A 24,367-nucleotide genomic window follows, 5' to 3' on the forward strand; every position below is an offset into this window, starting at 1 on the left:
TGGCAGCGTGGGTTCCGGTTCAGTTGGTGTGAATTAGGGTTCGTTGAATATCTGGTTCGAGCTGGGCTGCCGCCTTGGCGACGAGGCGACGGAACCACTGGTGCCCTGGATCCGCGGACTTGGACGGGTGCCACCAGGCACACTCCACGAGGGTGGGTAGGTTGATCGGCAGTTGCATGATGCGGACCCCTGCGACATCGGAGAATTTGCGGGCCAGGCGTTCCTGTACAAGGGCCAGCCTGTCCGTCCCGGCAACGGCGAAGGGGAGCATGACGAACGTGTCGACAATGACGTCTGTCCGTTCGCCGAGCTGAAGGTCGTTGACCTTGCGGTCCGCCAGCGTGGAATCTGCTTCGGTTCCGAAAAGCCGTGCCCAGCGTGCGGCCCGCAATTCTTCAATCGTCAGATCCCGCTGCGGCGAATCAGCTCCGCTGACGCAGACCCAGTTGTCCGTAAACAGCTCGGTGTGCGGAAAACCCGAGAAATGCCCCTTGGGAATGAGCATGAGATCCGAAGCCTGAAGCGTCTCTTTGATGCGCTCCACAGCCAGCGGGGTAACCGCATCGAAATGAACCTGCACCGAGGGAGCTTGCTCCTGCAGCATGGCCATCAGCGTCTCTGAGAGCACCGTAAGGCAGTAGTCCGACGTGACTACGCGGAAACTCCTCGTGGAGGAAGCCGGATCAAAAACTGCCTGCGCGTCGAAAGTACGTTCCACCAGGCGCAGGATATCCGCCACGTCATCTTTGAGGACCTGTCCCAGCGGAGTCAGCTCATAAACAGAACCTACCCGCGTCAATAACTCGTCGTCGAACTGCCGGCGGAGCCGCTGCAGAGAAGAACTCATGGCGGGCTGACTGATCCCGATCCGGGCTCCCGCCCTTGTCACATTGCGCTCGGAAAGCAGGGCGTCCAAAGCCACCAGCAAATTGAGATCGGCTGTCAACAAGTTGACCACGAGTTGCCTCCAGAGTCGTCGGATGCAGACTCCCGAAGGCGCCATCGACCCGAACACGAATTAGAATACTGATCCTAATTATGGGTCAGATCACAGTACCGGTCAACATGCAGCTTGCCCGCGTCCTCTGGCTAGATGGGGGAGTGACCTCCGATTTCCTTGGTGATCGCGCGAGCGGCCGACAACAGGCGGTCCCGGCAATCAGCAATGTGCAGGGCAGTCTCGGAACCCGAGAAGCCGTTGAGGGTCAGGGTTACTGCCACTCGTCCTTCCGGGTCGAAAACGGGTGCGTGAAGTGAAGTGACTCCGGAGGGGTCATCGATGGAAGGAGGGCCTGAGGCGGCCATATGCGCGAGCAGCTTGGGAAGAACCCCGCTGAGGTCCGGAGCGGCCGTGTCACTGGGGACCTGCACCATCCGTTCAAACTCCGCGGCTGCCCCCACGTCCACGGAAACTGCGTAACCTGCCTGGCGGACGTTCATCAGTTCAGCGTGGGCAAGATCCGGATCGATATCTCCGACCACTTCCCGAGCGTTGGTGATCCACCGCGCTTCGGCCCCTTCTCCGGCCCAGGCAACATGAAGGGGAGCCAGAGGGGCGGCGAGGCCAAAGGACACCCCGACCCGGGACGGTGAACCGCCCGGAGAGCTGTCCACCCCTGCCGCTGTCAGCACCACAACGGAATCATCCACCACGCCGCTGACGAGGACCTCGAGCCTGAGCTCCTGTGCGAGAGACTCAATCTCCGGGCGCGCGGCGTCGGCAGCTTTTACGTGCCGGGTGAGCGCAGTGGCCGGGGAGAAGATCGAAGGAATACTGAATGAACCGTAGCCTCCGCGGAGGAACAGCAGTGGAAGTTCCTTTGATGAACCGACGCCCAAGGCGTTGACCCTGCCGATCACAATGTCGTGATCGCCGGCGCGGATTACATCCACAATCTCGCAGTCCACCCAGGCGGCGGCTCCCTCCAGTCGAGGGCTGCCCGAAGGGGTGTCCGCCCAACTGCTGGCGGTAAAGCGGTCTGCGGCCTTTCGGGAGAACGCCCTGCAGACATCCTGTTGACCGGCAGTCAGAATGTTGGCGCAGAATGATCCGGCCGCGCGGATCTTGGGCCAGCTGGTGGAACGCACGTCCGGCATAAAGGACACCAGCGGGGGGTCCAGGGACACCGAGCTAAAGGTTCCCACCACCATTCCTACAGGGTCATCACCCCCCTCGGGGGCTGCGGTGATGAGCGTGACGCCTGTGGGGTATTGGCCCAAAACGTAACGGAACCATGCCGCATTGCCAGGACTTGTTTCCTGCGATTGATCAGTGGAAGCAGGGATGATCTGTGTCATCGGGAGCTCTCCTCTTCGTTGAGTTTTGTCCAGTAAACGGTGTTTTCTGAGCTCGACGGAAATAGTTCTGCGGTATGCGGCTCATCGGTATTTGCGATGCCGCTGCGTTGACCCCGGGCGTTTCCGCAGTGGTAGCGTCATCGGGACACTGGGGCTTTCAAGGGCCCGTCGTGCGGGGTGGACGTTCCCCCGGACGCGCACCTGGCCGGTGTCGGGCCGGCCTTCCGGCTCTGCCTAAGCGAGGTCGCGGTGCGCCGTTCAAACTTGTTCCAAACTGATATTCCCCACGTCCAGAAGGCTTCTAAAGGATCTGGACAGAACGTCGCGGGCTCCCCAGCTGTACGCATCGGCCGTACATATGCTGCCCTGCTGATCATTGTGCTGCTGGGCGCCCTGGACCACACGATCGTTGCCACGGCACTTCCCGCGGTGGTGGGGGAGCTCGACGGTGCGAGCCACATGGCATGGATCATCACCGCCTACACCCTGGCCATGACCATCGGCATGCCGCTCTACGGCCGGCTGGGTGACCGGTTCGGCCGGGGACTCATGATGACGGTCGCGCTGGTGGTGTTTCTGGGCGCCTCCATCCTGTGCGGTTTCGCCCAGGACATGGTCCAGCTCTCCATCTTCCGCGCTGTCCAGGGTCTTGGCGGGGCAGGGCTTGCCGTGCTGCCCGCCGCCATCATCGCCGACCTGGTACCGCCGAGGCAAAGACCGAAGTACCTGGGACCGCTTGGTTCGGTCTTTGGCATCGCTACCGTCGTCAGTCCTTTGGTTGGCGGCGCGATCACCGACACCGTGGGCTGGCGTTGGGTGTTTTGGATCAATCTTCCCGTTGGCCTGCTGGCGCTGGCCATGGCATTCTCGCTGCGACGCCTGCGTACGGTCCGCGGCAGCGGTGGCATCGACTGGCCCGGCGCCCTGCTGATGGTCATCTTCACATGTTCGTTGGTGGCACTTGTTTCCCTCTCGACCGAAACGGGCGCGCAGACAGAGCTGCTCCTCGTTTTGGGAGCCCTCACGGCTATGTCTGCTGTTTTCTTTGTGCTGGTTGAAGTGCGTTCCAGGCATCCACTGATACCGATGGGAATGTTTCGGCGCTGGCCGGTCGTCAATGCTGCAGGCTTGGGCCTCGTCGTCGGTGCCGGGCTCTTCAGCGTGGTGGCATACCTGCCCAGCTACGTCCAGATGGTCTACTCGACGTCCGCCTCGGCGGCAGGGCTCATCCTGCTCCCATTGGTGCTGGGCCTAATGGCATCGAGCAACCTCAGCGGTTTGCTCGTTACCCGCACAGGCCGGTACAAGGTATTCCCGCTCGCCGGTTCGGCCCTGGCGGCGGCCGTGGCCGTCTGCCTCCGTATGCTGCATCCGGACACCCCCTTGGCGGTCGTAGGAGTCCTGCTGGCAGTTTTGGGTCTGGCCGTGGGCAGCTTCATGCAACTGACAGTGGTCGCTGCACAAAATGCCATGCCGCAGTCGATGGTGGGCGGAGTGACTGCATCCTTGGGCTACCTGCGCGAACTTGGGGTGACAGTGGGCACCGCTGTTTTCGGCGGCCTTTTCGCCACGCAACTGGCGCGGGGCGCCTCTGCCAACCAGCTCAACCTCCCGGTTACAGCCATCACTGATCCTGTAACAGTCGCTGGGCTGCCGGCAGAACTGCAGGCTGGTGTGTCAGTCATCTACGCAAACGCTTTCCTTCCCGTGTTCGCCCTCCTGGCCTGCATCTTCGGAGCCGGCGTCTTGTTATCCGTCTTTATGCCCGAGCAGCGGCTGTCCGAGGCGGACCCAACAAAGTAACCGGCTGGAATTTTCCCCTCCACCGGGCCCTCGCGCGGAGTCTGCAAGGAACTTTTGTGCACAGGGATACTTCACCTTCCCAGCAGCAGAGGAAAACCGGACCCGCAATCCAGGGCCGGACCGTCGATGCTGAGCATGCTCGAAGGACGAGCCGGTAGGCATCCCCTTGGCACGAAAAACCATAGAAGTGATGGCGACGGCAGACCGGCAGGGGAATGCAGGCGTGTGCAACCGAGTGCGCCGGTTTATTGCCAGCATCTATTCGAAGTCCGGATAAGGTGCATTCACTTTGCTGATCATGCAAGCAATGCCAGTGTCTTGCTGCTGCCGGTAGGTTGGATTTGCGCCGGCCGTCACTGGCGCCGGGTACGGCAACTCGTCCTCCTTTCTTAGGAACCGGCAGGGGAGATCAGCCATGGTGCCAAGCTGCTGTGCTGCAGTTGTCCACCCTGGCACGCCCTACCGGCAGCACGAATTTTTGTGTAGGAAACAACGCAGGAGGAATGAATGGCTACGGGTTCAAAGACAGCGGAACGGGACGACGACGTCGAATCCCGCGAAGCAGTCGTCGAAAGGCTCCTCGCATCCATGACCTGGGAGCAGAAGCTCGCCCAGCTCCAGATCGGCTACCGCCCGCGGCTTGAAGAGGCCAAGGAACTGGTGCGCGCGGGCATCGGAGGTGTTTTTTGGCCCCGGAGCGCCGCCGCCGCCAACGAACTCCAACGCGCGGCCGTGGAGGAGACGCCGCATGGTATTCCGCTGCTCATCGGATTGGACGTGATCCATGGCCAACGCACCACCTTCCCGGTGCCGCTGGCGCAGGCTGCGAGCTTTGAACCCGGTATAGCCGAGACGGACGCCCGGATTTCGGCAATGGAAGCCGCCTCCGGCGGCGTCAACTGGACCTTCTCCCCGATGATCGACGTCTCGCGCGACCCCCGGTGGGGCCGCGTTGTGGAAGGATTTGGGGAGGATACCCGGCTGAACAGCGTCTTCGGGGCCGCAAAGATCCGCGGCTATCAAGGGGACTCACTTGCCGACGACAATTCCATTCTTGCCTGTGCCAAACATTTTGTAGCCTACGGCCAGGCTGAGGGTGGACGGGATTACAACACCGTGGATGTGTCCGTCCAGCGGCTCCGAAACGTATATCTGGAACCCTTCCGGGCCGCAGTAGATGCGGGCGCGGCGAGTGTTATGGCGGCCTTCAACACAGTTTCCGGGAGGCCGGCACACGTAAACGAAGACCTGTTGACGAAGATCCTGAAAGAAGAATGGGGCTTTGAAGGTGTGGTGGTCGGGGATGCCGATGGCGTCCATAACCTCATGGCCCACGGGGTGGCAACTGATATTGCCGACGGTCTCGGCCAATCCTTCCGCGCTGGACTCGACGTCGAAATGGGCGGCAACGTTGTCGACGCTGATGGCAACACACCACTCAGTCCCGCTGAGGTTCCCCTTCAACGAGTCGACGATGCTGTGCGCAGGGTCCTACGACTTAAGCACTCACTTGGCTTGTTCAGCAATCCATATCGCGACGAGGCGTTGGAAATTCTCGCCCCGTCCGGTCAAAGCAGGGCAGCCGCCCGCCACGCTGCCGAAAAAAGCATCGTGCTGCTCAAAAACGAGGATGCGCTGCTTCCCCTGGATCCGGCACCGAAACGCGTCCTCCTCGTCGGCCCCTATGCGGCGAGCTCGGACCATCTGGGCGCATGGGTACAGTCATTCGCCGAGCCTGCCGGAACCCTTGCAGAGGCTATCCGCGCTGAGTGCCCCGACTGGTCGGTAACGGTGATGGAGGGCAGTCCCTTCTACCAATCGGATCCGGCCCTCCTCGATGCGGCAGTTGCAGCAGCAGCCGAGCACGATGTCGTGATCGTTGCTGCCGGTGAACCCAGCGCCCTGACGGGGGAGGCAAGCTCCCGCAGCGACCTAAGGCTCCCGGGAGGACAGGAAGCACTCATCGCCGCGATCGCCGGCACCGGCAAGCCCTTCGCTGTCATACTGTTCAACGGCCGACCCCTGGTCACCAGCGCCTGGATCGACCTGGCACCCTCTGTCCTGGAAGCCTGGCATCTCGGTCTGGAAGGGCCCGCTGCCGTAGCCAGGACTCTCACCGGAGCAGCAAACCCCGGTGGCCGCCTTCCCATGACCTTCCCGCGGTCATCGAGTCAGGTCCCCATTTACTACGACCACGAAAATACCGGGCGCCCCGCAAGCATTTCCGCGACCCTCGATGAGGGCGACATTGATGTGGGGCTCATGGGGCCGGACAACTTGGGTGACGTCTTCACGTCGAAGTACAAAGACCTTCCGCTCGGGCCGCAGTTTTCCTTTGGCCACGGCCTGAGCTACACAACCTTCAGCTACGGCCAGCTCCAACTGGCCACGGACGAGCTACCCCTGGAGGCTCTGCACAGCGGGAACAAGGTATCGCTGAAAATCCAGCTGACCAACACCGGCAACCGAACCGGAGACGAAGTTACACTCCTCTTCATCCATGACCGAACTGCATCGCTGGCCCAGCCGGTACGGCGGCTGCGGGCGTTCACCCGCACCAGCCTCGACCCCGGCCAGACCAAGACCCTCGAGTTCTCCCTGGGCTGGGAAGACCTGGGATTCTGGGACAACGAAGGCTCATACCTCGTCGAGGCCGGCGAATTCGATATTTACGTCGGCGGTGGACTGGACGACACCGCCCACCACGTCCTGCGGCTAACCCAATGACAAATGGGTGCCCTTACCCCACACGCCACGACACAACTGAGGAACATCCATGCCGCTTCACCCCGACATTGAATCCAGGCTCCCGCTTCTAGCCGGAATACCATCCCTGGACGACGCCATCTCAAACCCCGAAATGCGGGCCAAACTGGAGGAGTTCGGGGCCTACCCCGATGCGTCACTGCCCCCCATGGTTCCGACCAGGGACGTGCTGCTTCCCGGACCCCACGGCACTATTCCGGTACGCATTTACTCCCACCCTGGCGAACCGGGGCAGAAGCGGCGCGCATTTGTCTGGATGCACGGCGGTGCCTTCATGTTTGGTGATTTGGACATGCATGAAGCGGACTGGACCGCCCGCGAGCTTGCCCACCGTGCATCCGCTGTAATTATCAGCGTCGACTATCGCCTGGCAGGGAACGGCATCAGTTACCCGGTTCCCCTGGACGACGTGACGGCAGCCGTACGCTGGGTCAGGGCAAATGCTGAGGATTTGGGCATTGATGCTGTCTCAATCGGCGGCGCGAGTGCAGGTGCCAACCTGGCCACCGGCGCAACCTTGCGTCTCCAAGACGAGGACGGCTGGACTCCGGAGAATCTGGTTCTGGCCTACCCCTTCATGCACCCGGATCTCCCTGCCCCTTCCGCGTCACTTACCCGTGCACTGAGGGAGATCGTTCCAGCCATGCGCCCCTCAGGGCAGATGTTCGAATCAGCCTGGGACCACTATCTGGGGGCTGTCAGGTCAAACCCGCCAGGCTATGCAACCCCAGACGCAGCAGCGTTGGACCGGCTGGGTCCAACACTTGTGCTGAACGCAGAATACGACGATCTGCGGGCCTCCGGTGAGGCTTTCAGCGCCTCCCTCGCGGCCGCCGGTGTTGACGTCGAACAGGTCATGATCCGGGGAGTTTTCCACGGGTTCTTGAATCTGCCAAAAGCACTGGCACCGGTTGATGAGGCCTTGAACCGGATAGCATCCCGGCTCAACCCCCTCGGGTAACACCTCCCCCTTGGGCGGTGGCAGCGGGAGAAAGGCCCCGGCAGCGGGGCGCGGGACACCGAGCCGAGCCAAGGAACTACCCTCCGGGCCACCCCGTTCCCATACCGGACCCAAAGTCTGTGGGTACCCAGGAGTTCCTGAAACAACGACTTCGTCGCCGGCAGCACCATTGAGACCGAACTGTTCAGCCCGCGCCACCGGTCCCTCCGATCAGCCGTGTCAAGGCCTGTCGAGGGAGCGAATTCCGCTCAACGGGATGTTGTCCGCTTCGACGTAGGCAGCAAAGGGCGCCGTCGTAGTCCCGCGAACGCTGATGATAAGGCCCGTGGGGCTCCGGCTCCCGGCCTTCTGATCGAGGACGGCCTCACCATGAGTTCTGGCCGAGCCGTCCCATCATTTCCGTCAATGAGGACCATAAGCAAAGTCGCGTGGACGGGCCCGGCGATCTTGGGTCTACTTGGATTTACTAGAAAAGCGCTCCATCGAAACGAGCTGCTGAACCACAGAGGGCTTGCGTTTCCGCGAGGTCGCCCCTCGACAACGATGTCTTGAAAGGTTACCCATGTCATTCGTGTCCAACTCCCCGCGGGGATGGCTCGCAGTCGGAGCGACGGCCGTCGCAGCAACCATTGTCTTGTCCGGCTGTGGAAGTTCGAGCCAAACAGCTTCCCCGGAGAACGAACCCCAGACAATCAAATTTGCCTTTTCCCAGATCAACCCCACGGACACCTTCTTCCAGGATGCTGCTGCAAACTTCGAGAAAGCCAACCCGGGAACCAAAATTGAACTGGTCAAGCTGCCCACGGAGACCGCGCCGCAGACAATCACGACCCAGCTGCAAGGCGGAAGCGCGGCTGATGTCCTGAGCATATTCTCGGGACAAGGCCAAACCGGATCCATGACCGGCTTCGCGAAAGCAAACCTCCTTCTGGAGCTCAACGACCCCGAGTTCAGCACAACGCTTCCAAAAAGCATTGAGAAGCTCTTCAAATACAACGACAAAGTGTATGCAGTTCCCGTTGCCAACATGCCGGCCGGCCTGATTTTCAATCAAGCCAAGGCACAAGAAATCGGCGTGAAGCTGGATGCGACGTCCTCCTTCGATGATTTACTAAAACAGTGCACTGTCGCCCGTGATAAGGGCGTGACTCTCACGGCACTGGCGGGCACCGTCCCCGGAAACCCTGGAATCCTCACCATGGCACTCGCCTCGTCAACGGTCTACGGCCCCAACCCCGAGTGGAATGCTGACCGTATCGCGGGAAAGACAACGTTCGCGGGGGACAAAGGTTGGCAGCAAGCTGTCGGAGGCGTCAAGCAGATGTTTGATGCGGGATGCTTCCAGGAGGGTGCAGCCGGGGCAGGTTTCGATGCCTTGAACAGCGGGATGGGCCAGGGCAAGGCGCTCGGATTCTTCGCACCAGGCGCGGCCACCACGGCTATCGCCAACGCCACAAAGGGTGCCGTAAATCCTGTGATCCTTCCCATGCCGGCCCCGGGTGCATCACAGACATACCTGGGCACCACGTCCGAGCTTGCCCTGGCGGGCAACGCCAAGACCAAGAGCCCGAACCTCGTGAAAAAGTTCCTCAAGTCCCTGACGACAAAAGAAGGCGCTGAAGGCTTGGCGAAGGGTCTGGGCGCGATTCCCGTCAACCTCGGCGACTACCAGCTGCCATCAGGTTACGCGCCAATTGCCGACTTCTATAAGCAAGACACCGTCCGCCCGCTGGGGTACAACGAGTGGCCTTCCGGAAAGGTTTACGACAGCCTCGGGAAGGGCATCACGGCCATGATTACCGGACAGAAATCGCCGGACGACGTGTTGAAGGACATGGACGCAGCCTGGGGCAACTAACGGACAGGTGCCGGCCAAGATCATTTGGCCGGCACCTCCCACCTCACGCAAGAACAAGGAAGATAAGACAGTGACTATTACCAACGGAACACTAAAACCCCCTGAAACCAACGCTGACGAACCCATCGCAGCCAAGCGGACGGGTACGGCCGGGGTCGGTTTCGGCCGCTGGTGGTGGGCACTTCCAGCCGTCGCCCTGACGCTCGTCGTCACCTACCTGACGACGGCGGTGGGAGCGTTCTACGCCTTTACCGACTGGACCGGACTGGGCGATTTCAACTTTGTTGGGTTCGACAACTTCATCCACGTGTTCCGCGACCAGGCACTCCTGGGCTCCGTGCGCAATACGTTGTTGTTGGCCGCAGGTTTTGTGGTCTTCACCAACCTCCTCGGGTTATCGTTCGCCTTGGCGCTGAACCGCACGCTGAAGTGCCGCTACTTTCTGCGCGCCCTGATTTTTATGCCCGTGGTCCTAAGTTCAGTCGCTGTCTCGTTCATCTGGAAATTTATCTTCGCTTACGACGGACCGCTCAACCAATTTCTGAACTCCATGGGGTTGGGAAGTCTGAAGCAGGACTGGCTGGCCAACCCCGCCCTGGCGCTGTGGTGTATTTTGGCCGTCATGGTGTGGCGGAGCATCGGATTTGTCATGGTGATCTATTTGGCCGGTCTCGCCACGGTACCGGTGGAATTGGAAGAAGCCGCAGCCCTGGACGGAGCTGGAATATGGCAAACGTTCAGAAACATCACGCTTCCCACCATCCAGCCATCGGTAACCATCGCAACGGTACTGACCCTCATCCAAGGGCTCACCGTTTTCGACGAGGTCTTGACCTTGACCGGCGGTGGGCCAGGGGATGCGACCCAGACACTGGCGACCCAGGTGTATTCACAGACATTTATCTATGGAGGATTCGGTTTAGGCGCAGCCGCGGCACTCGTCCTGACGGTCTTTATCCTGATTCTCGCCCTCATCCAGCAATTCGTCGCGCGTGACCGTGCAGTTAGGGAAGACTAAAATGCATCGCTATACTAAATGGTCGCTCTTCAGAGAAGTCCTCGTAGTTTGTGCTGCCATTATTCTCCTGCTTCCCTTCTGGATTTTGATCAGCACCGCTCTGAAAACGACTGACCAAGTCGTTACCACGTCGGCTTTTTCCTTTCCCCCGGCCCCGACACTCGACAATTTCATCCAGCTCCTCTCACCCGCCGGCAGCCAGTCCGGCAATGTGTACCAGGGTTTGTTCAGCAGCCTGGTTATTACCACCGGCACCGTACTCCTGCTCATCGCGCTCTCTTCTGCCGCAGCATACGTCTTCGCCCGCAGCACCCGGAAGCTCTCCGACAGGATCTTCAGAATTTTCCTTATTGCGATCGTCCTGCCAACCCAGCTCGGGATCCTTCCGCTCTATATCGGAGCACGCAGCCTGGGACTCGTCGGCAGCCCCTGGGGAATGATCGTCATTTACACGGCCATGACCATGCCTTTTTCCGTGTTCCTCTACTCCGGGTTCTTCCGCCGGCTGCCAAGAGACTACGAGGAGGCTGCCACGCTGGACGGCGCCAGCCGCTTCCAGATCTTCACGCGGGTAATTTTCCCTCTCATGGGCCCTGCCACCGGCACGGTTGCCATACTGTCCGGGCTCCTTGTCTGGAATGACTTTTTCACAGCCGTCATCTTCCTCAACGGTTCCCCCTACATGACCTTGCCGGTGGTCGTCTATAACTTCGTGGGCAGCCTCGTCTCACAGTGGAACCTCAGCTTCGCAGTGGTGCTGATCGCCATGGCACCCGTGCTGGCCTTCTACGCCTTTGCGCAGAAGAAGCTGATGCAGGGATACGCCGGTGGCATCAAGAGCTGACGCACTTGGAATCCCCGTAACGCCCAATCTGATGGATGGAAACACCCCCTGGCAACCGGCTGACGACTGGACCCGGCTTGAGGGCTTGATCGTCGACATTTACGACAGGGACAAGCTCTTCGCCCGGGGAACTGTTGACGCCACGACCACCGACGGTGACGTTCTTTGGTTACGACAGGACGGGGTCCAGCTTCGACAGTGCGTGGAGAAGACAGATGGCCGACATGTTCGAATAAGTTCCACCCCGCCCTCCTACGGAGACGGCGGCCCTCAGGGGTTCCGATCCCCAGAAAGTCAAATGTAGCCCTATGCAGGCAGCACAAATTTTTCAAGACCACATGGTATTGCAACGCCGTCGTCCGCTCCTCATCTGGGGGACCGGCCAGCCCAGTGCCAACGTAGTCGCTACCCTTGGCGCTCTCACCTCCGGCAGCACCAAAACGGACCGGGACGGTAATTGGGTGCTCCGGCTGGACGGCCAAGAGGCAGCCCGAGGCCTGACCCTTACCCTGTCCGACGGCATGGAGAGCCTCGAGATCCATGACGTCGCGATCGGCGAGGTATGGGTCGCAGGAGGACAGTCGAACATGGAATTCAATCTTGAGTTCGACGCGGACCGCGAACAGGTGTTTACGGGCCCAATGAACCCGGACATCCGATTCTTCGACGTTCCCAAACTCTCCTATGCGGGACAGGAAAACGAGCACGACTACAAACTTTTCGGTAAGTGGCGGACCTGCACACCGGAGGACCTTCGCTACTTTTCTGCCGTGGGCTACTACTTCGCAGAACAACTGCAGAAAGCACTCCAGGTACCCGTTGGCATCGTGGGCTGCAATTGGGGTGGTACACCCGCCTGCACGTGGACAGATCCGGAGAAACTTGCGGAAGGCCCCGGATCAGCATGGATAGAGGACTATGAACGCGGCCTCACGCAGTTTGATCCAGACGAGGAGGCCGAGCTTTTCCGGGCCCACAAGATGAGCGACAGGACCGACCCCTTCGCGGACGCCGTGTTGTACCGCGTTATGCGCGATGGGATGAGCGAAGAAGAAGAGCGGGAGCTGATTCCCGTCTTCATTGCCAAGCAGATGCCCACGATGGGTACGCTGCACCCCAACCGGCCAGGCGGGCTGTTCGGAACGATGGTGAGCCGGATCGCCCCCTACCCCGTCCAAGGGGTGATCTGGTATCAAGGCGAGTCCGACAAACCCCACCCCGACCTCTATTCAGCCGTCTTGGCGAGCACGATCGATAGCTGGCGGGAGGCGTGGGAAACACCGGATCTTCCCTTTCTGATAACCCAGCTCGCACCCTTCGGCGGCTCGCCCTACGGTGACGCCAACCACGTGCCCGTTATCCGTGAGCAGCAAGCAAAAGTCGCGGACACAATAGATCAGGTCTGGATGGCCAGCACGTCGGACGCCGGTGCCGAACGCGACATCCACCCCAAAAATAAGAAACCGGTAGGGACCCGCCTCGCCTTGCTCGCACAGCGCCATGTCTATGGACAAACAGTCACTGCTGACGCTCCCGCCCTCGACAGTGCCAAACGAACCGACACCGGCGTAGAAATCACGTTCCATAATGTAGAAGAACTCACCTGGGGCGGGAATCCCCTCCCATTGGAGATTCGATCACCTCAGGGGGAAAACATACCGGTCCACGAAGTGGCTGTATCCTCCAACCGGCTGCTACTCACCGCCCCCGTACCTCCCGGGTCAGAACTGAGCTTTGCATGGACTAGCTACTATCAGGTCGACCTCTGCAACGAAGCCGGCATCCCGGCGTTGCCATTCAAGACGCAACTGCCGTGATCCGGTTCGGGCGGAACCAGTGCCGCTGCGGGACATACGAAATTCTGCGGCCTTAAGCCCGCTGACGAAAGGAAATTGAGTGCCTTTTCACCCGGAGATCGCCTCCCGTCTCCCGCTGCTGAACGGGATCCCCTCAATAGCGCAGGCCTTGGAAGACCCCGAATTGCTCGCCCGTTTGCATGCGTTCGATGCATATCCTGATGCCACGCAGCCGCCCCAGGTGGCTACTGATGAGGTAAACATTCCGGGGCCGCATGGCCCGGTCCCGGTCCGGATCTACTGGCCTGACGATGAGCCATCGGCGCGTCGCACAGGGTTTGTGTGGGTCCACGGGGGCGCTTTCAAGTTCGGCGACCTCGACATGAACGAAGCGGACTGGACGGCCAGGGAATTAGCCGCCCGTGCAGGAGCAGTGGTGGTGAGCGTGGACTACAGGCTCGCCGTTGACGGGATCACCTACCCCATCCCCCTGGACGATGTGGTCGCGGCTGTTCACTGGGTCCGAAACAATCTGGAGTATCTGGGCATTCGTTCCGTCTCTCTGGGAGGCGCCAGCGCCGGCGGCCACCTGGCCGCATCCGCGGCATTGCGCCTCCGGGACGAAGATGACTGGCTGCCCGAGCACCTAATACTGGTATATCCAAACGTGCACTTTGACCTCCCGGCCCCGTCGAAATCGCTCCAGGCTGCACGCGCGGAGTTGCCGCCTTGCCTGAAAATACCTCCGGAATTTCACCGCTCCACGAGGGAGAACTATTTGGGTGATACGGGCCCGCAAGATTCCCCGTACGCCATGCCCGGGGGTGCCGACCTAACAGGGTTGGGGCCAACACTGGTACTCAATGCAGAATACGACGACTTACGTGCGTCCGGTGAGGCGTTCAGCGCCTCGCTTGCCGCCGCCGGCGTCGACATCAAGCAGATCATGGTGCGCGGAGTCCTCCATGGCTTCCTGAACCTCTCCAAAGATTTTGCGCCTGTAAACGAGGCCCTGACGCTTATGGCGCGGCGACTCCGATCAGATAACCGCTGTTGATGTGACTCGCCGCCTACCAGAGGACGCTGCCCGGGGGAGGTGTCATGGCAGCCAGAGGAATGGTGTCGGCGGCAGAACCTGTCGCAACCGACCTTGGACGAGACGAGACTGCACTTTTCAAGAAAATATTTGGCAAAAGGAAAGGCCACCGTATGAGCACCGAATTAAAAGCCACGAGCACCGTCAGGTCGGCAAGGGGGATTGAGGGCCAGCGCAAAGCCGATCTTGGCAACGGGACATTTATCAACCCTGTCTTCGCCGGAGACCATCCAGACCCGGCAATTCTGCGAGACGGAAACGACTACTACCTGACGTTCTCCTCCTTCGAATCGACACCCGGCCTCATCATCTGGCACTCGCGGGACCTGCTCAACTGGAAACCGCTGGGCCCCGCCCTGCCGGAACCCATCGGAAACGTCTTTGCAGTTGACATGTGCAAAGTCGACGGCCGGTACTGTATCTACGTCCCGATCATTCCAACAGCCGTTTCCCCGGATCCATCAGCACCACCGCAGATCTACGTCATCCATGCCGAAAGCATGCAGGGCCCATGGAGTGAACCAATCAACCTTGGGATAGCCGGGCATATTGATCCCGGACATGTCGTGGGCGAGGACGGGCACCGCTACCTATTCCTCAGTGGCGTCAGCCGTGTACGGTTGAGCGCCGACGGTCTCGCCACGGACGGTCCAGTGGAGCATGTGTACGACGGCTGGCGTTACCCCGATGACTGGGTTACGGAAGCCTATGCCCTCGAGGGACCCAAACTCACCCGCCGAGCAGATTGGTTCTACCTCACGACGGCAGTCGGCGGCACTGCGGGTCCTCCAACAGGGCACATGGTCACCGTCGCCCGCTCACGATCAGTCCACGGACCGTGGGAGGATTGCCCGGCCAACCCGATCATCCGCACCTGGGACGCCAGCGAGCCATGGTGGAGCAAGGGCCACGCCACCTTGTTTGAAGGGCCAAACGGACAGTGGTGGAGCATCTACCACGGATACGAAAACGGCTTCACGACCCTGGGCCGGCAGACGCTCCTGGAGCCCATCGAATGGGACGACGACGGCTGGCCCCGGGCAGCCGGAAGCGACCTCTCAAGGCCCTTGCCTGCGCCTACTGAACCATCAGGGGAGCGGTCCCACGGAATCCCTCTATCCGACGACTTCACGGAGGAGCGCTTCGGTATCCAGTGGTCCTTCCACGCACCATCAGAGGACGAGTATCTCCGTGCCTCGCTGGACGATGGGCTCGTTCTCCAAGCCCGCGGAACCAGCCCATCGGACAGCTCACCCCTGACCTGCATCGTCGGCGACCGGCGCTATGAAATCAGCGTCGAGATGGAACTACTAGGCGGCGCACAGGCCGGCTTACTGCTCTACTACAGCGACCGCCTGTTCTGCGGCATGGGCCACGACGGTGACCGCATGACAAGCTACCGGGCAGGCCGGCCAGTTCCCTATTGGCAGGAACCCGCACCATCCACGAATGTCGTTCATCTCCGTATCGTGAACGACGAACACATCGTGACCCAGTACTACAGCACCGACGGAACCACATGGACCAGACACGGCCTCCGTTACGACGTGACCGGATTCAACACGAACACAGCCGACGAGCTCCTCAGCCTTCGACCAGCCCTGTACGTGGCTGGCACAGGGCACGCGCGCTTCCGCAACTTCCAATACCGCTCTCTAGATGACTGACGTTCTCCTCGGAGGTGAACCCAAGCCCGACTGCCCCCGGCACTCCTGGGTAATGGCAGAACGTGTGCGCGCTCGGCTTGGCCCAGCGGCGTGCCAGCTCAATGGCGCGCTTCTGCACGATCGGCACTTCCTCCAGCGGAAGCTCCACACCGAGGTCGCCACGGGCCACCATGATGGCATCGAACGCGTCGATCATCTCGGGCAGCTGCTCGACAGCCTGCGGCTTTTCGATCTTGGCGATGACCGGCACGCGGCGGCCTTCCTCGTCCATGATCTCGTGCACGCGCTTGATGTCGGACGCGTCGCGGACGAAGGAGAGGGCCACCAGGTCCACGCCGCGGCGCATCGCCCAGCGGAGGTCGTCCTCATCCTTCTCGCTCAGGGCGGGAACGTTGATGGCGACGCCGGGAAGGTTGATGCCCTTGTTGTTGGACACCATGCCGCCGACGGTCACCTCGGTAACCACCTTGACGTTGTCAACCTCAATGGCGCGCAGTGCCACCTTGCCGTCGTCGATCAGCAGCGCGTCCCCTACCTTGACGTCCTCGGTGAGGCTCTTCAGGGTGGTGGAGCAGATTTCCTGGGTGCCGGGAACGTCCTCGGTGGTGATGGTGAAGATGTCGCCCACGGCCAAGGCGTGCGGACCGTCAACGAACCGGCCCAGGCGGATCTTGGACCCTGCAGGTCAGCCATGATGGCCACAGCCCTGGTCAGCTCGGCTGCTGCCTTCCGAACGTTCTCGTAGGTGTCGTCGTGCACGGTGTAGTCGCCGTGGCTCATGTTCATGCGGGCGACGTCTACACCGGCTTCCAGCACAGCCAGGGTGTTTTCATAGCTGGAAATTGCCGGGCCAAACGTAGCCACAATTTTTGCGCGTCTCATATACCTACCCTTGTATTCTTTGCATGGATTACGGGGCACAGAAACACCCGCCGGCGTTAGCGGGGCGGGTGTTCCTGTTCCGCAGTATGTGGAGTTCAGCTACAGAAGACTTGTTCCGATTTCTCTGCCGATCTGTTGGAGCAAGGTGGCGGAGAGGTAAGGGTCTTTGGAGGAGTCCAGATCGGTGTAGTCCGCCAAGGTGTAAACCCGGGTCAGGGCCATTTCGGCCCATCGCTCCTTGGGAAGCAGTGAGCGTCCGGCGACAGCGATGATGGGACGGGTGCCTGACCGCCGCGCAACAGCGGCGGGCAGTTTCCCGGCGAGGGTTTGCTCGTCGATGCTGCCTTCCCCGGTGATCACCACATCGCAGTTGTCCTTGCGGGCATTGAAGTCCAGCAAGTCAAGGAAGTAGTCAGCCCCGGAGACCTGTTTTGCGCCGAGCAGCAGGCAGGCGTAACCGATGCCGCCGGCGCTTCCGGCGCCTTCATGTGCTGCCAGCGACTCTGCGTCGGCGAATCCCGCTACAGACATTTTGTCGACGAGGTTCCCCAGGCCCTCATCCAGGGCGGCTACCTCACCGGGACCGGCACCCTTCTGGGGCCCGAACACCGCCGGGGCGCCGTGCAGACCGCGGAGAGGGTTATGGACATCGCTGGCCACGATCAGTTCGGTGTCCGACAGTTCCGGAAGGTCGGTGCGCTGGATGGAGTGGATCTGCGAGAGGGCGCGGCCGCTGCCGTAGAGCAGCCGGCCGTTGGCGTCGCGGAAGCTGTAGCCCAGAGCGGTGAGCATTCCCATGCCACCATCGGTGCTGGCGCTGCCACCAAGCGCCATAACGATCCTTGCAGGGTTAAGGCTGAGCGCGTACAGGACTGCTTCGCCGAATCCTCGGCTGGAGGAGTTCAATGCCTCCAGTTTGCCTTCGGGCAGCAGTCCGAGCCCGCAGGTGTTGGCGACCTCGACGACCGCGGTGGCGCCGTCGAACGCGATACTGGCCTGGACAGGTTGGCCGGTGGGACCGGCAACGGTGTAGCTGCGGCGGGTGAAGCCGGAGGCGACGGCCGCGTCAACGCTGCCGTCACCTCCGTCCGCCAGGGGAAGCAGTTCGCACTGAACCGCTCCGGTCGTGCCTGGGACGTCAGCGGCGGAGCGAAGCCCTGTTGCGAGAGCCTGCGCTACTTCGTTGGCTGTGAGGCTGCCCTTGAACTTGTCGGGGGCGATAAGGGTCCGCACGGTTTTGGGGGCGGTGGTTGCGCTCATGTCAGTTAGGCAGTCTCCGAGTGGATGGGGCGACGCTCCGTGGGGGCAAGCTCGGCCACCGGGCCTGCGTGCTTGGAAACAGCTTCTTTGGTCCCGTGGTGTCCGTACTCGGTGAGATCGTCGTCGATGTCGGTGACCTCCTCGAGGTCGATGGGATCCTCGTTGGGCATCGGCTCCACGATCTCGCCGGCGAAGACCCGCCGGGCCCGGTCTGTGTCAAGGGTGCGGTCCCACCAGGCGATAAACAGGGTGGCCACGGCGTTGCCGGTGAAGTTGACCAGCGCCCGGCATTCGGACATGAACTTGTCGATGCCGAAGATCAGCATGATCCCGGCGGCCGGGATCGTGCCGATCGTGGCCAGGGTCGCGGTCAGGGCGATGAAGCCGCCGCCGGCGACACCTGCTGCCCCCTTGGAGGTCAGGAGCATGACGGCGATCAGACCCAGCTGCTGGCCGATGCTCAGGTTCGTGTTGGTGGCCTGGGCGATGTAGACGGCGGCCAGGGAAAGGTAGATCGCGGCGCCATCCAGGTTGAAGCTGTAGCCGGTGGGGACAACAAGGCCCACGGTCTCCTTCTTGACGCCGGCGTGCTCGAGCTTGCGCATCAGGCCGGGCAAGGCGGGCTCGGCCGTGGAGGTGCCCAGGATGATCATGTATTCCTCTTTGAGGTGCCGGATCATGCTGAAGATGTTCAGCTTCAGGAAGGCCATGACCGAACCGAGGACCACCACCACAAAGAGGATGGATGTGACGTAGAAGAGCGCGATCAGTCCACCCATGCTGGTCAAGGAGGAGACGCCGTACTTGCCCACAGCGAAGGCCATGGCACCGAAAGCACCAAGCGGTGCTGCTTTCATGATGAAGCCCAGGATCTTGAACATCACACCGGTCAGGCGCTGCACCCCGTCCAGGACCGGGGCACCCACCTTGCCCATGGCGTTCAGGGCGATGCCGAACACCACCGCGATGAAGATGATCTGCAGGATGTCACCTGCAACAAAGGGCTGGACGACGCTGGTGGGAATGATGTTGGTCAGGAACTGCCACCATTCCTGGTGCGCGCCGGCATCAATCAGCTTTGCCGCGGCGTCCGTGGTCTTGATCGAACTGGCAACCGCGTTGACGCCGTCCCCCAAGCGGAAGATGTTGATGGCCACAAGTCCGAAGATCAGGGCGAAAATAGTGCCGACCTGGAAGTAGGTAAGGGCTTTCAGGCCGGTCATGCCGACCTTTTTCAGGTCCGCGACGCTGGCGATGCCACCGACGATGGTGAGGAATACGATGGGGCCGATGAGCATTCTCATGGCGTTGACGAACGTGGTGCCGATCGGTTCCATGGCGATGCCGACAGTCGGGGCGAGCCAGCCGACCAGGATGCCGATGAGAATGGCGGTTAATACCCAGAAGTAAAGCTGCCGGTACCAACGTGTTTTCGGCGCCTTCGTGGCTGCCGCGGTTCCGCCGGCGGTGGTGATGTGATCCATGATTCCTACCTCGTTGTGGAATAGCTGGAGGGTGCTTGATGAATGTGAGCACGACAGAATGGGCGGCGGCGGTATGCTGCACCGCCGCCCACTCCGGGCTGTACTGACCAGGGCTGGTTAGCCCGGCGGCCGGGAGTTTCCGGCTAGACGGCCGCCGGTGCGAGGGTCAGTGCCTTGATGATCGCCTCGGTGACGTCGTCCGTCTTGGCGTTCCCGCCGACGTCGCGGGTCAGGTGGCCCGAACCGGTGGCAGCTTCAATGGCGGCTTCCACCTGGCGTGCTTCCTCGTGCAGGCCGAAGTGGTCCAGCATCAGGGCGGCGCTGGCGATGGCGCCGATCGGGTTGCTGATGCCCTGGCCGGCGATGTCCGGGGCGGAGCCGTGGACCGGTTCAAACATGGACGGGAAGCGGCGCTCCGGGTTCAGGTTTGCGCTGGCCGCCAGGCCCAGGCTGCCTGCAAGGGCGGAGCCGAGGTCCGAGAGGATGTCAGCGTTCAAGTTTGAGGCAACCACGACGGACAGGTCCTCGGGCTTGAGGATGAACTTGGCGCTCATGGCGTCCACGAGGACGCTCTCGGTCCGGACGTCCGGGTAATCCAGGGCCACACGGTTGAAGACTTCGTCCCACAGGACCATGCCGAACTGCTGCGCGTTGGACTTGGTCACCGAGGACACCTTCTTCACGGTGCGGGTCCGGGCCAGGTCGAAGGCGAAACGCATGATGCGCTCACAGCCCTTTTCGGTGAACAGTGCGGTCTGCAGGGCCACCTCGTTGCCGGGGCCGCGGCCGCTCAGGTTCCGGCCGCCGAGGCCGGCGTACTCGCCTTCGCTGTTCTCGCGGACCACAACCCAGTCGAGTTCGGTGTTGTCCGCCTTGCGCAGCGGGGACTGGACGCCGGGGAGGAACTTCACGGGGCGGATGTTTGCCCACTGGTCGAAGTTCTGGGTGATGTTCAGGCGCAGGCCCCAGAGGCTGATGTGGTCCGGTACGTTCTCCCAGCCAACGGCGCCGAAGTAGATCGCGTCAAAGTTCTTCAGCGTCTCCAGGCCATCATCTGCCATCATTTTGCCGGTTTCCGCGTAATAGCCGCAGCCCCAGGGGAACTCGGTCCAATCGAACGCAAACTTGCCGTTGGAGTTCTCGGCCAGCGCGTCCAGGACGCGGCGTCCGGCGGAAACAACTTCCTTGCCCACACCGTCGGCAGGGATTGAAGCGATGCTGAATTTCTGGGTGGCGCTCATATGCCAGTCTCCTCGTTGAGTATTTGTTGTGAGCCTGTAATCAGGGTCACAGTGCTCTTCCTCTTCAAGTAGACGGCCTGATCCTAGAGGGCGTCCAAGACCAAGATCCGATCCGCTAGATAGGTTTTACCTAACGGTTGGACCAGGTCTATCAACAGTCAGTTTTTGTGCGACGTGCAGCTCGGCTACTTTCAGGAAGGCTCGGGCCGCTGGCGTGAGGTCTTCCTTTCGGCTGAGGACTGCCACGTCCAGATGCGAGACCGGCTCAATCAACAGGGTACGCAGCCCGGATTTGTGCGCCAGCGGTGCCCAGGAGGAGGGCATTACGGCGTGGCCGACCCCTGCGAGCACCAGCGGCAGGATCGAGGTTCGGTGCGCGACCTCAATCACGATTTCGGTGCGGACCCCGTGCGCCAGCGCGTCATCGACCAGCCACCGCATCAGGGATCCGCGCTGGCTGGCGATCAGCCTATGGCCGCCGAGGTCTTCCCGTTGTATGGCCGTCCCGGAATTGAAGGTGTCAGCCTGCGGGTTGACGATGAGTATCAGCGGCTGCCGCTCCAGCTCCAGCACCTGGACGCCCGGAACCCTTATCTGGGTGGCTGAACCCGCCAGCCCGATTTCGTTGCTGCCGTTCCGGACGGATTCGATGACTTCTTCCGGGGTGAAGGCAGCGCCGACGTTCAGCCGGACCGAGGGATGCAGCCGGGTGAAGCCGGCGATCATGGACGTCAACGGCTCGATGCCGGGGGACGGCATCGTGATGATGTCCAGTCTGCCGCTACGCACACCCCTCAGTGCCTGGACCGCCGACTGCGCGGCGTCAAGGTCCCGCAGCACCAGCCGGGCGGGGCCGATCAGTTCTTTGCCCGCTTCGCTGAGGACGGCGCGGCGGCCGATGCGGTGGAACAGCGGCACGCCCAGGTCCTTCTCCAGTCCGGCGATGGTCTGCGATAGGGAGGGCTGGGCGATCAGAAGATGTTCTGCGGCGCGGTTAAACCCGTCGTGGTCAACCACGGCCAGAAAATACTTCAGCTGGCGCGTGTCCACCCCACCTCCTGTAGATAGTCCGCCCGGCGGGACCCCCTCACTCTGCGGGGGTAAAAACCCGGTCCGGAACAACTAGTCCGCCAAACAAATAGATAGCCTACGCCTATCAGGCGGATTGCTTCTAGGTCTTGGACGCATCCCCCAAGCAGTCGCTCTAATGGAACGGTACAGCAGCCACTTCAGGAGCCGCAGCGGCCCGAAGGTTTGGTCCACTCGCCCCCCTGGAAACCATCAGGTGGCCGACCTCCGTGTACGAGGACGTACACGGTTGAACCGAGGAAGGTATTTCTGTGAGCCAGACGTCAGATTCTTGTCTTGATACGTGGATGGGCCGGGAGGCCCTCGCCGAGGCCATGATCCCGGTTATTGGCAGGCTGTACCGCGAAAACAACGTGGTCACCAGCATCCACGGCCGCAGCCTGATCAATAAGTCCACCATGAACATCCTCAAGGCACACCGCTTCGCGCGCCGGATGAGCAAGGACGAGCTGCTCCTGGAGGAAACCGCTCCGCTCCTGAACACCCTGGCGGGGCTGCAGCTGGGCGCGGCGGCGATCGACATCGCCCGGCTGAACCAGAAATTCAAGGAAGAGGGCAACGGCGCCACCCTTGAAGAGTTCCTCCGCGCCGAACTCGCCGAGATCGTCGGCAAGCGTGGCGGTGACGAGCGCACCAGCACCGATGTGGTGCTGTACGGGTTTGGCCGCATCGGGCGGCTCCTGGCGCGGCTGCTGATCGAAAAGGCCGGTGGTGGCCACGGACTGCGGCTGCGCGCCATCGTGGTGCGCCGCGGTTCCGACAACGACCTTTCCAAGCGGGCCAGCCTGCTCCGCCGGGACTCCGTCCACGGTTCCTTCGAGGGCACCATCCGAGTCGACGAAGAAGCCAACACCATCACGGCCAACGGCGTCCGTATCCAGGTGATCTACTCGAACGACCCCGCCACGATTGACTTCACGGCCTACGGGATCAACAACGCCCTGGTGGTGGACAACACGGGCCGTTGGCGCGATGCTGAGGGGCTGTCCCAGCACCTGCAGAGCAAAGGCGTGGCCCGGGTCCTGCTAACGGCTCCGGGCAAGGGCGAACTGAAGAACATCGTCCATGGCATCAACCACCGGGACATCAACGATTCGGACCGGATCGTGTCCGCGGCCTCCTGCACCACCAATGCCATCACCCCGGTCCTGAAGGCCATCAACGACAAGTTCGGCGTGGTGCACGGGCATGTGGAAACCGTGCACTCCTTCACCAATGACCAGAACCTGATCGACAACTTCCACAAGGGTGACCGGCGCGGACGCTCGGCAGCCTTGAACATGGTGATCACCGAGACCGGCGCAGCCAAGGCAGTGGCTAAAGCCCTGCCTGAATTGCTCGGCAAGCTGACCGGCAGCTCCATCCGCGTCCCCACCCCGGACGTTTCCCTGGCCATCCTGAACCTGAGCCTGGAAAACGGGACCACCAAGGACGAGGTCAACGAATACCTGCGGGAAATGTCGCTGCACTCGGACCTGCGCAAGCAGATCGACTACATCGACTCACCCGAGGTTGTTTCCACGGACTTCGTCGGTTCCCGGCGCGCGGGCATCGTGGACGGCCTCGCCACCATCTCGAACGGAAAGAACCTCGTGCTCTACGTCTGGTACGACAACGAGTTCGGTTACAGCTGCCAGGTGGTCCGCGTGATGGATGAGATGGCCGGAGTGAACCCGCCGTCCTTCCCTGCCAGGGAATCGGCACATCGAACACTCTCGATGGTCAACTGACCCATCGGACCTTGATACGTACGGAGGGCCCCCGGCATGTACATCTCGAATCCCCGCACCCCCCATCCCATGCTTTCCAGCCGCCTACGCACGGAAGTGGGCAACTGGCGCGAGCTGACCCGCGGTGACACAGTCGTGCTCCTGACATCAGATAAGCGGAACCCACGGATCACTGGACGCGTCGACGATATCTCCGCCGATGGGCGGTATTTGTGGCTGTTGCAGGACAGCGGCGCCGGGCGCCGCTTGTTGGACCGGGCCGAGGGATACACCACACTCCTGGACTCGACACCTTCTTAGTGGGAAAGAAATCGCCCTGCTTCCGGTGATCTCATGCCGGGCAGTTACGGCTCGGGTAAAGGTGTGGAGTGTCCCCGACGGCTGGCTATCTAAACAAGGGACGCCGGCCCCCCTTCCAGCAGGCAAAGCCAAAGGGCCGATAACAGCGATTCCGTCAACCTGACGAGGTTCGGACAAACTTCGCCGGGGTGACTCTGTTCCGTCCACAATTGGGGTCAAATCGGTTATCCACGGCTGGAAGTCGGGAGCCATTGCGCTAGCTCCCATTGCAGCA

Annotated in this window: 16 protein-coding genes and 1 pseudogene; 10 read left to right on the top strand and 7 right to left on the bottom strand. The window is 61.6% G+C overall.

Annotation, left to right across the window (positions count from 1 at the left end):
• Positions 1 to 19: 19 nt before the first annotated feature.
• Together AC1DIP_RS16195 and AC1DIP_RS16200 are read right to left on the bottom strand one after the other, a co-directional pair.
• Positions 20 to 958, bottom strand: coding sequence for a LysR family transcriptional regulator (locus tag AC1DIP_RS16195; protein ID WP_477734342.1), 939 nt, complete (start codon positions 956 to 958; stop codon positions 20 to 22).
• A 131-nt stretch (positions 959 to 1,089) separates the two neighbouring features.
• Positions 1,090 to 2,298, bottom strand: coding sequence for a flavin reductase (locus AC1DIP_RS16200; protein WP_477734343.1), 1,209 nt, complete (start codon positions 2,296 to 2,298; stop codon positions 1,090 to 1,092).
• Positions 2,299 to 2,547: 249 nt separating this feature from the next.
• Here AC1DIP_RS16200 and AC1DIP_RS16205 point away from each other — a divergent pair, with 249 nt between their 5' ends.
• The 9 genes from AC1DIP_RS16205 to AC1DIP_RS16245 all read left to right on the top strand — a co-directional run bounded on the left by AC1DIP_RS16205 (position 2,548) and on the right by AC1DIP_RS16245 (position 16,107).
• Positions 2,548 to 4,101 carry an MDR family MFS transporter gene (locus AC1DIP_RS16205; protein WP_477734344.1) on the top strand — a complete coding sequence of 518 codons (1,554 nt, stop codon included), beginning with the start codon at positions 2,548 to 2,550 and terminating at the stop codon, positions 4,099 to 4,101.
• Between the two features lie 507 nt (positions 4,102 to 4,608).
• Positions 4,609 to 6,828 (top strand): glycoside hydrolase family 3 N-terminal domain-containing protein, encoded by a 2,220-nt coding sequence (locus AC1DIP_RS16210; RefSeq protein WP_477734345.1) that lies wholly within the window; start codon positions 4,609 to 4,611, stop codon positions 6,826 to 6,828.
• Positions 6,829 to 6,877: 49 nt separating this feature from the next.
• Positions 6,878 to 7,828, top strand: coding sequence for an alpha/beta hydrolase (locus AC1DIP_RS16215; RefSeq protein ID WP_477734346.1), 951 nt, complete (start codon positions 6,878 to 6,880; stop codon positions 7,826 to 7,828).
• A 634-nt stretch (positions 7,829 to 8,462) separates the two neighbouring features.
• Positions 8,463 to 9,686 (top strand): ABC transporter substrate-binding protein, encoded by a 1,224-nt coding sequence (locus AC1DIP_RS16220; RefSeq protein WP_285244099.1) that lies wholly within the window; start codon positions 8,463 to 8,465, stop codon positions 9,684 to 9,686.
• 70 nt (positions 9,687 to 9,756) lie between these two features.
• The gene (locus AC1DIP_RS16225) at positions 9,757 to 10,704 is read left to right on the top strand and encodes a carbohydrate ABC transporter permease (protein ID WP_285244100.1); all 948 of its coding nucleotides are present in this window, start codon (positions 9,757 to 9,759) and stop codon (positions 10,702 to 10,704) included.
• Positions 10,679 to 11,548 carry a carbohydrate ABC transporter permease gene (locus tag AC1DIP_RS16230; RefSeq protein ID WP_285244101.1) on the top strand — a complete coding sequence of 290 codons (870 nt, stop codon included), beginning with the start codon at positions 10,679 to 10,681 and terminating at the stop codon, positions 11,546 to 11,548. Before AC1DIP_RS16225 ends, AC1DIP_RS16230 begins: the two co-directional genes overlap by 26 nt.
• 308 nt (positions 11,549 to 11,856) lie before the next feature.
• On the top strand, positions 11,857 to 13,365 hold the full coding sequence (locus tag AC1DIP_RS16235) for a sialate O-acetylesterase (RefSeq protein WP_285244102.1): 1,509 nt from the start codon (positions 11,857 to 11,859) through the stop codon (positions 13,363 to 13,365).
• A 79-nt stretch (positions 13,366 to 13,444) separates the two neighbouring features.
• A complete protein-coding gene (locus AC1DIP_RS16240) occupies positions 13,445 to 14,401 on the top strand; it encodes an alpha/beta hydrolase (RefSeq protein ID WP_477734347.1) in 957 nt (318 codons plus the stop codon).
• Positions 14,402 to 14,553: 152 nt separating this feature from the next.
• Positions 14,554 to 16,107 (top strand): family 43 glycosylhydrolase, encoded by a 1,554-nt coding sequence (locus tag AC1DIP_RS16245; RefSeq protein ID WP_477734348.1) that lies wholly within the window; start codon positions 14,554 to 14,556, stop codon positions 16,105 to 16,107.
• A gap of 73 nt (positions 16,108 to 16,180) precedes the next feature.
• Here the strand turns inward: AC1DIP_RS16245 and pyk are convergent.
• The 5 genes and pseudogenes from pyk to AC1DIP_RS16270 all read right to left on the bottom strand — a co-directional run.
• Positions 16,181 to 16,989, bottom strand: a pseudogene (gene pyk / locus AC1DIP_RS16250) (pyruvate kinase); the annotation flags it as partial.
• Between the two features lie 99 nt (positions 16,990 to 17,088).
• A complete protein-coding gene (locus AC1DIP_RS16255) occupies positions 17,089 to 18,249 on the bottom strand; it encodes a glycerate kinase (RefSeq protein WP_477734349.1) in 1,161 nt (386 codons plus the stop codon).
• Positions 18,250 to 18,254: 5 nt separating this feature from the next.
• Positions 18,255 to 19,733: a C4-dicarboxylate transporter DctA gene (gene dctA / locus AC1DIP_RS16260; RefSeq protein ID WP_477734350.1), complete on the bottom strand. Its 1,479-nt coding sequence runs from the start codon at positions 19,731 to 19,733 to the stop codon at positions 18,255 to 18,257.
• Positions 19,734 to 19,876: 143 nt separating this feature from the next.
• The gene (locus AC1DIP_RS16265; RefSeq protein ID WP_477734351.1) at positions 19,877 to 20,974 is read right to left on the bottom strand and encodes a tartrate dehydrogenase; all 1,098 of its coding nucleotides are present in this window, start codon (positions 20,972 to 20,974) and stop codon (positions 19,877 to 19,879) included.
• Positions 20,975 to 21,100: 126 nt separating this feature from the next.
• Positions 21,101 to 22,024: a LysR family transcriptional regulator gene (locus AC1DIP_RS16270; RefSeq protein ID WP_477734352.1), complete on the bottom strand. Its 924-nt coding sequence runs from the start codon at positions 22,022 to 22,024 to the stop codon at positions 21,101 to 21,103.
• Between the two features lie 290 nt (positions 22,025 to 22,314).
• Between AC1DIP_RS16270 and AC1DIP_RS16275 the strand changes: the two genes are divergently transcribed.
• Positions 22,315 to 23,793, top strand: coding sequence for a glyceraldehyde-3-phosphate dehydrogenase (locus AC1DIP_RS16275; protein ID WP_477734353.1), 1,479 nt, complete (start codon positions 22,315 to 22,317; stop codon positions 23,791 to 23,793).
• The last annotated feature ends 574 nt before the right edge of the window (positions 23,794 to 24,367 follow it).

The organism is Pseudarthrobacter sp. 05T312, from assembly GCF_056396685.1.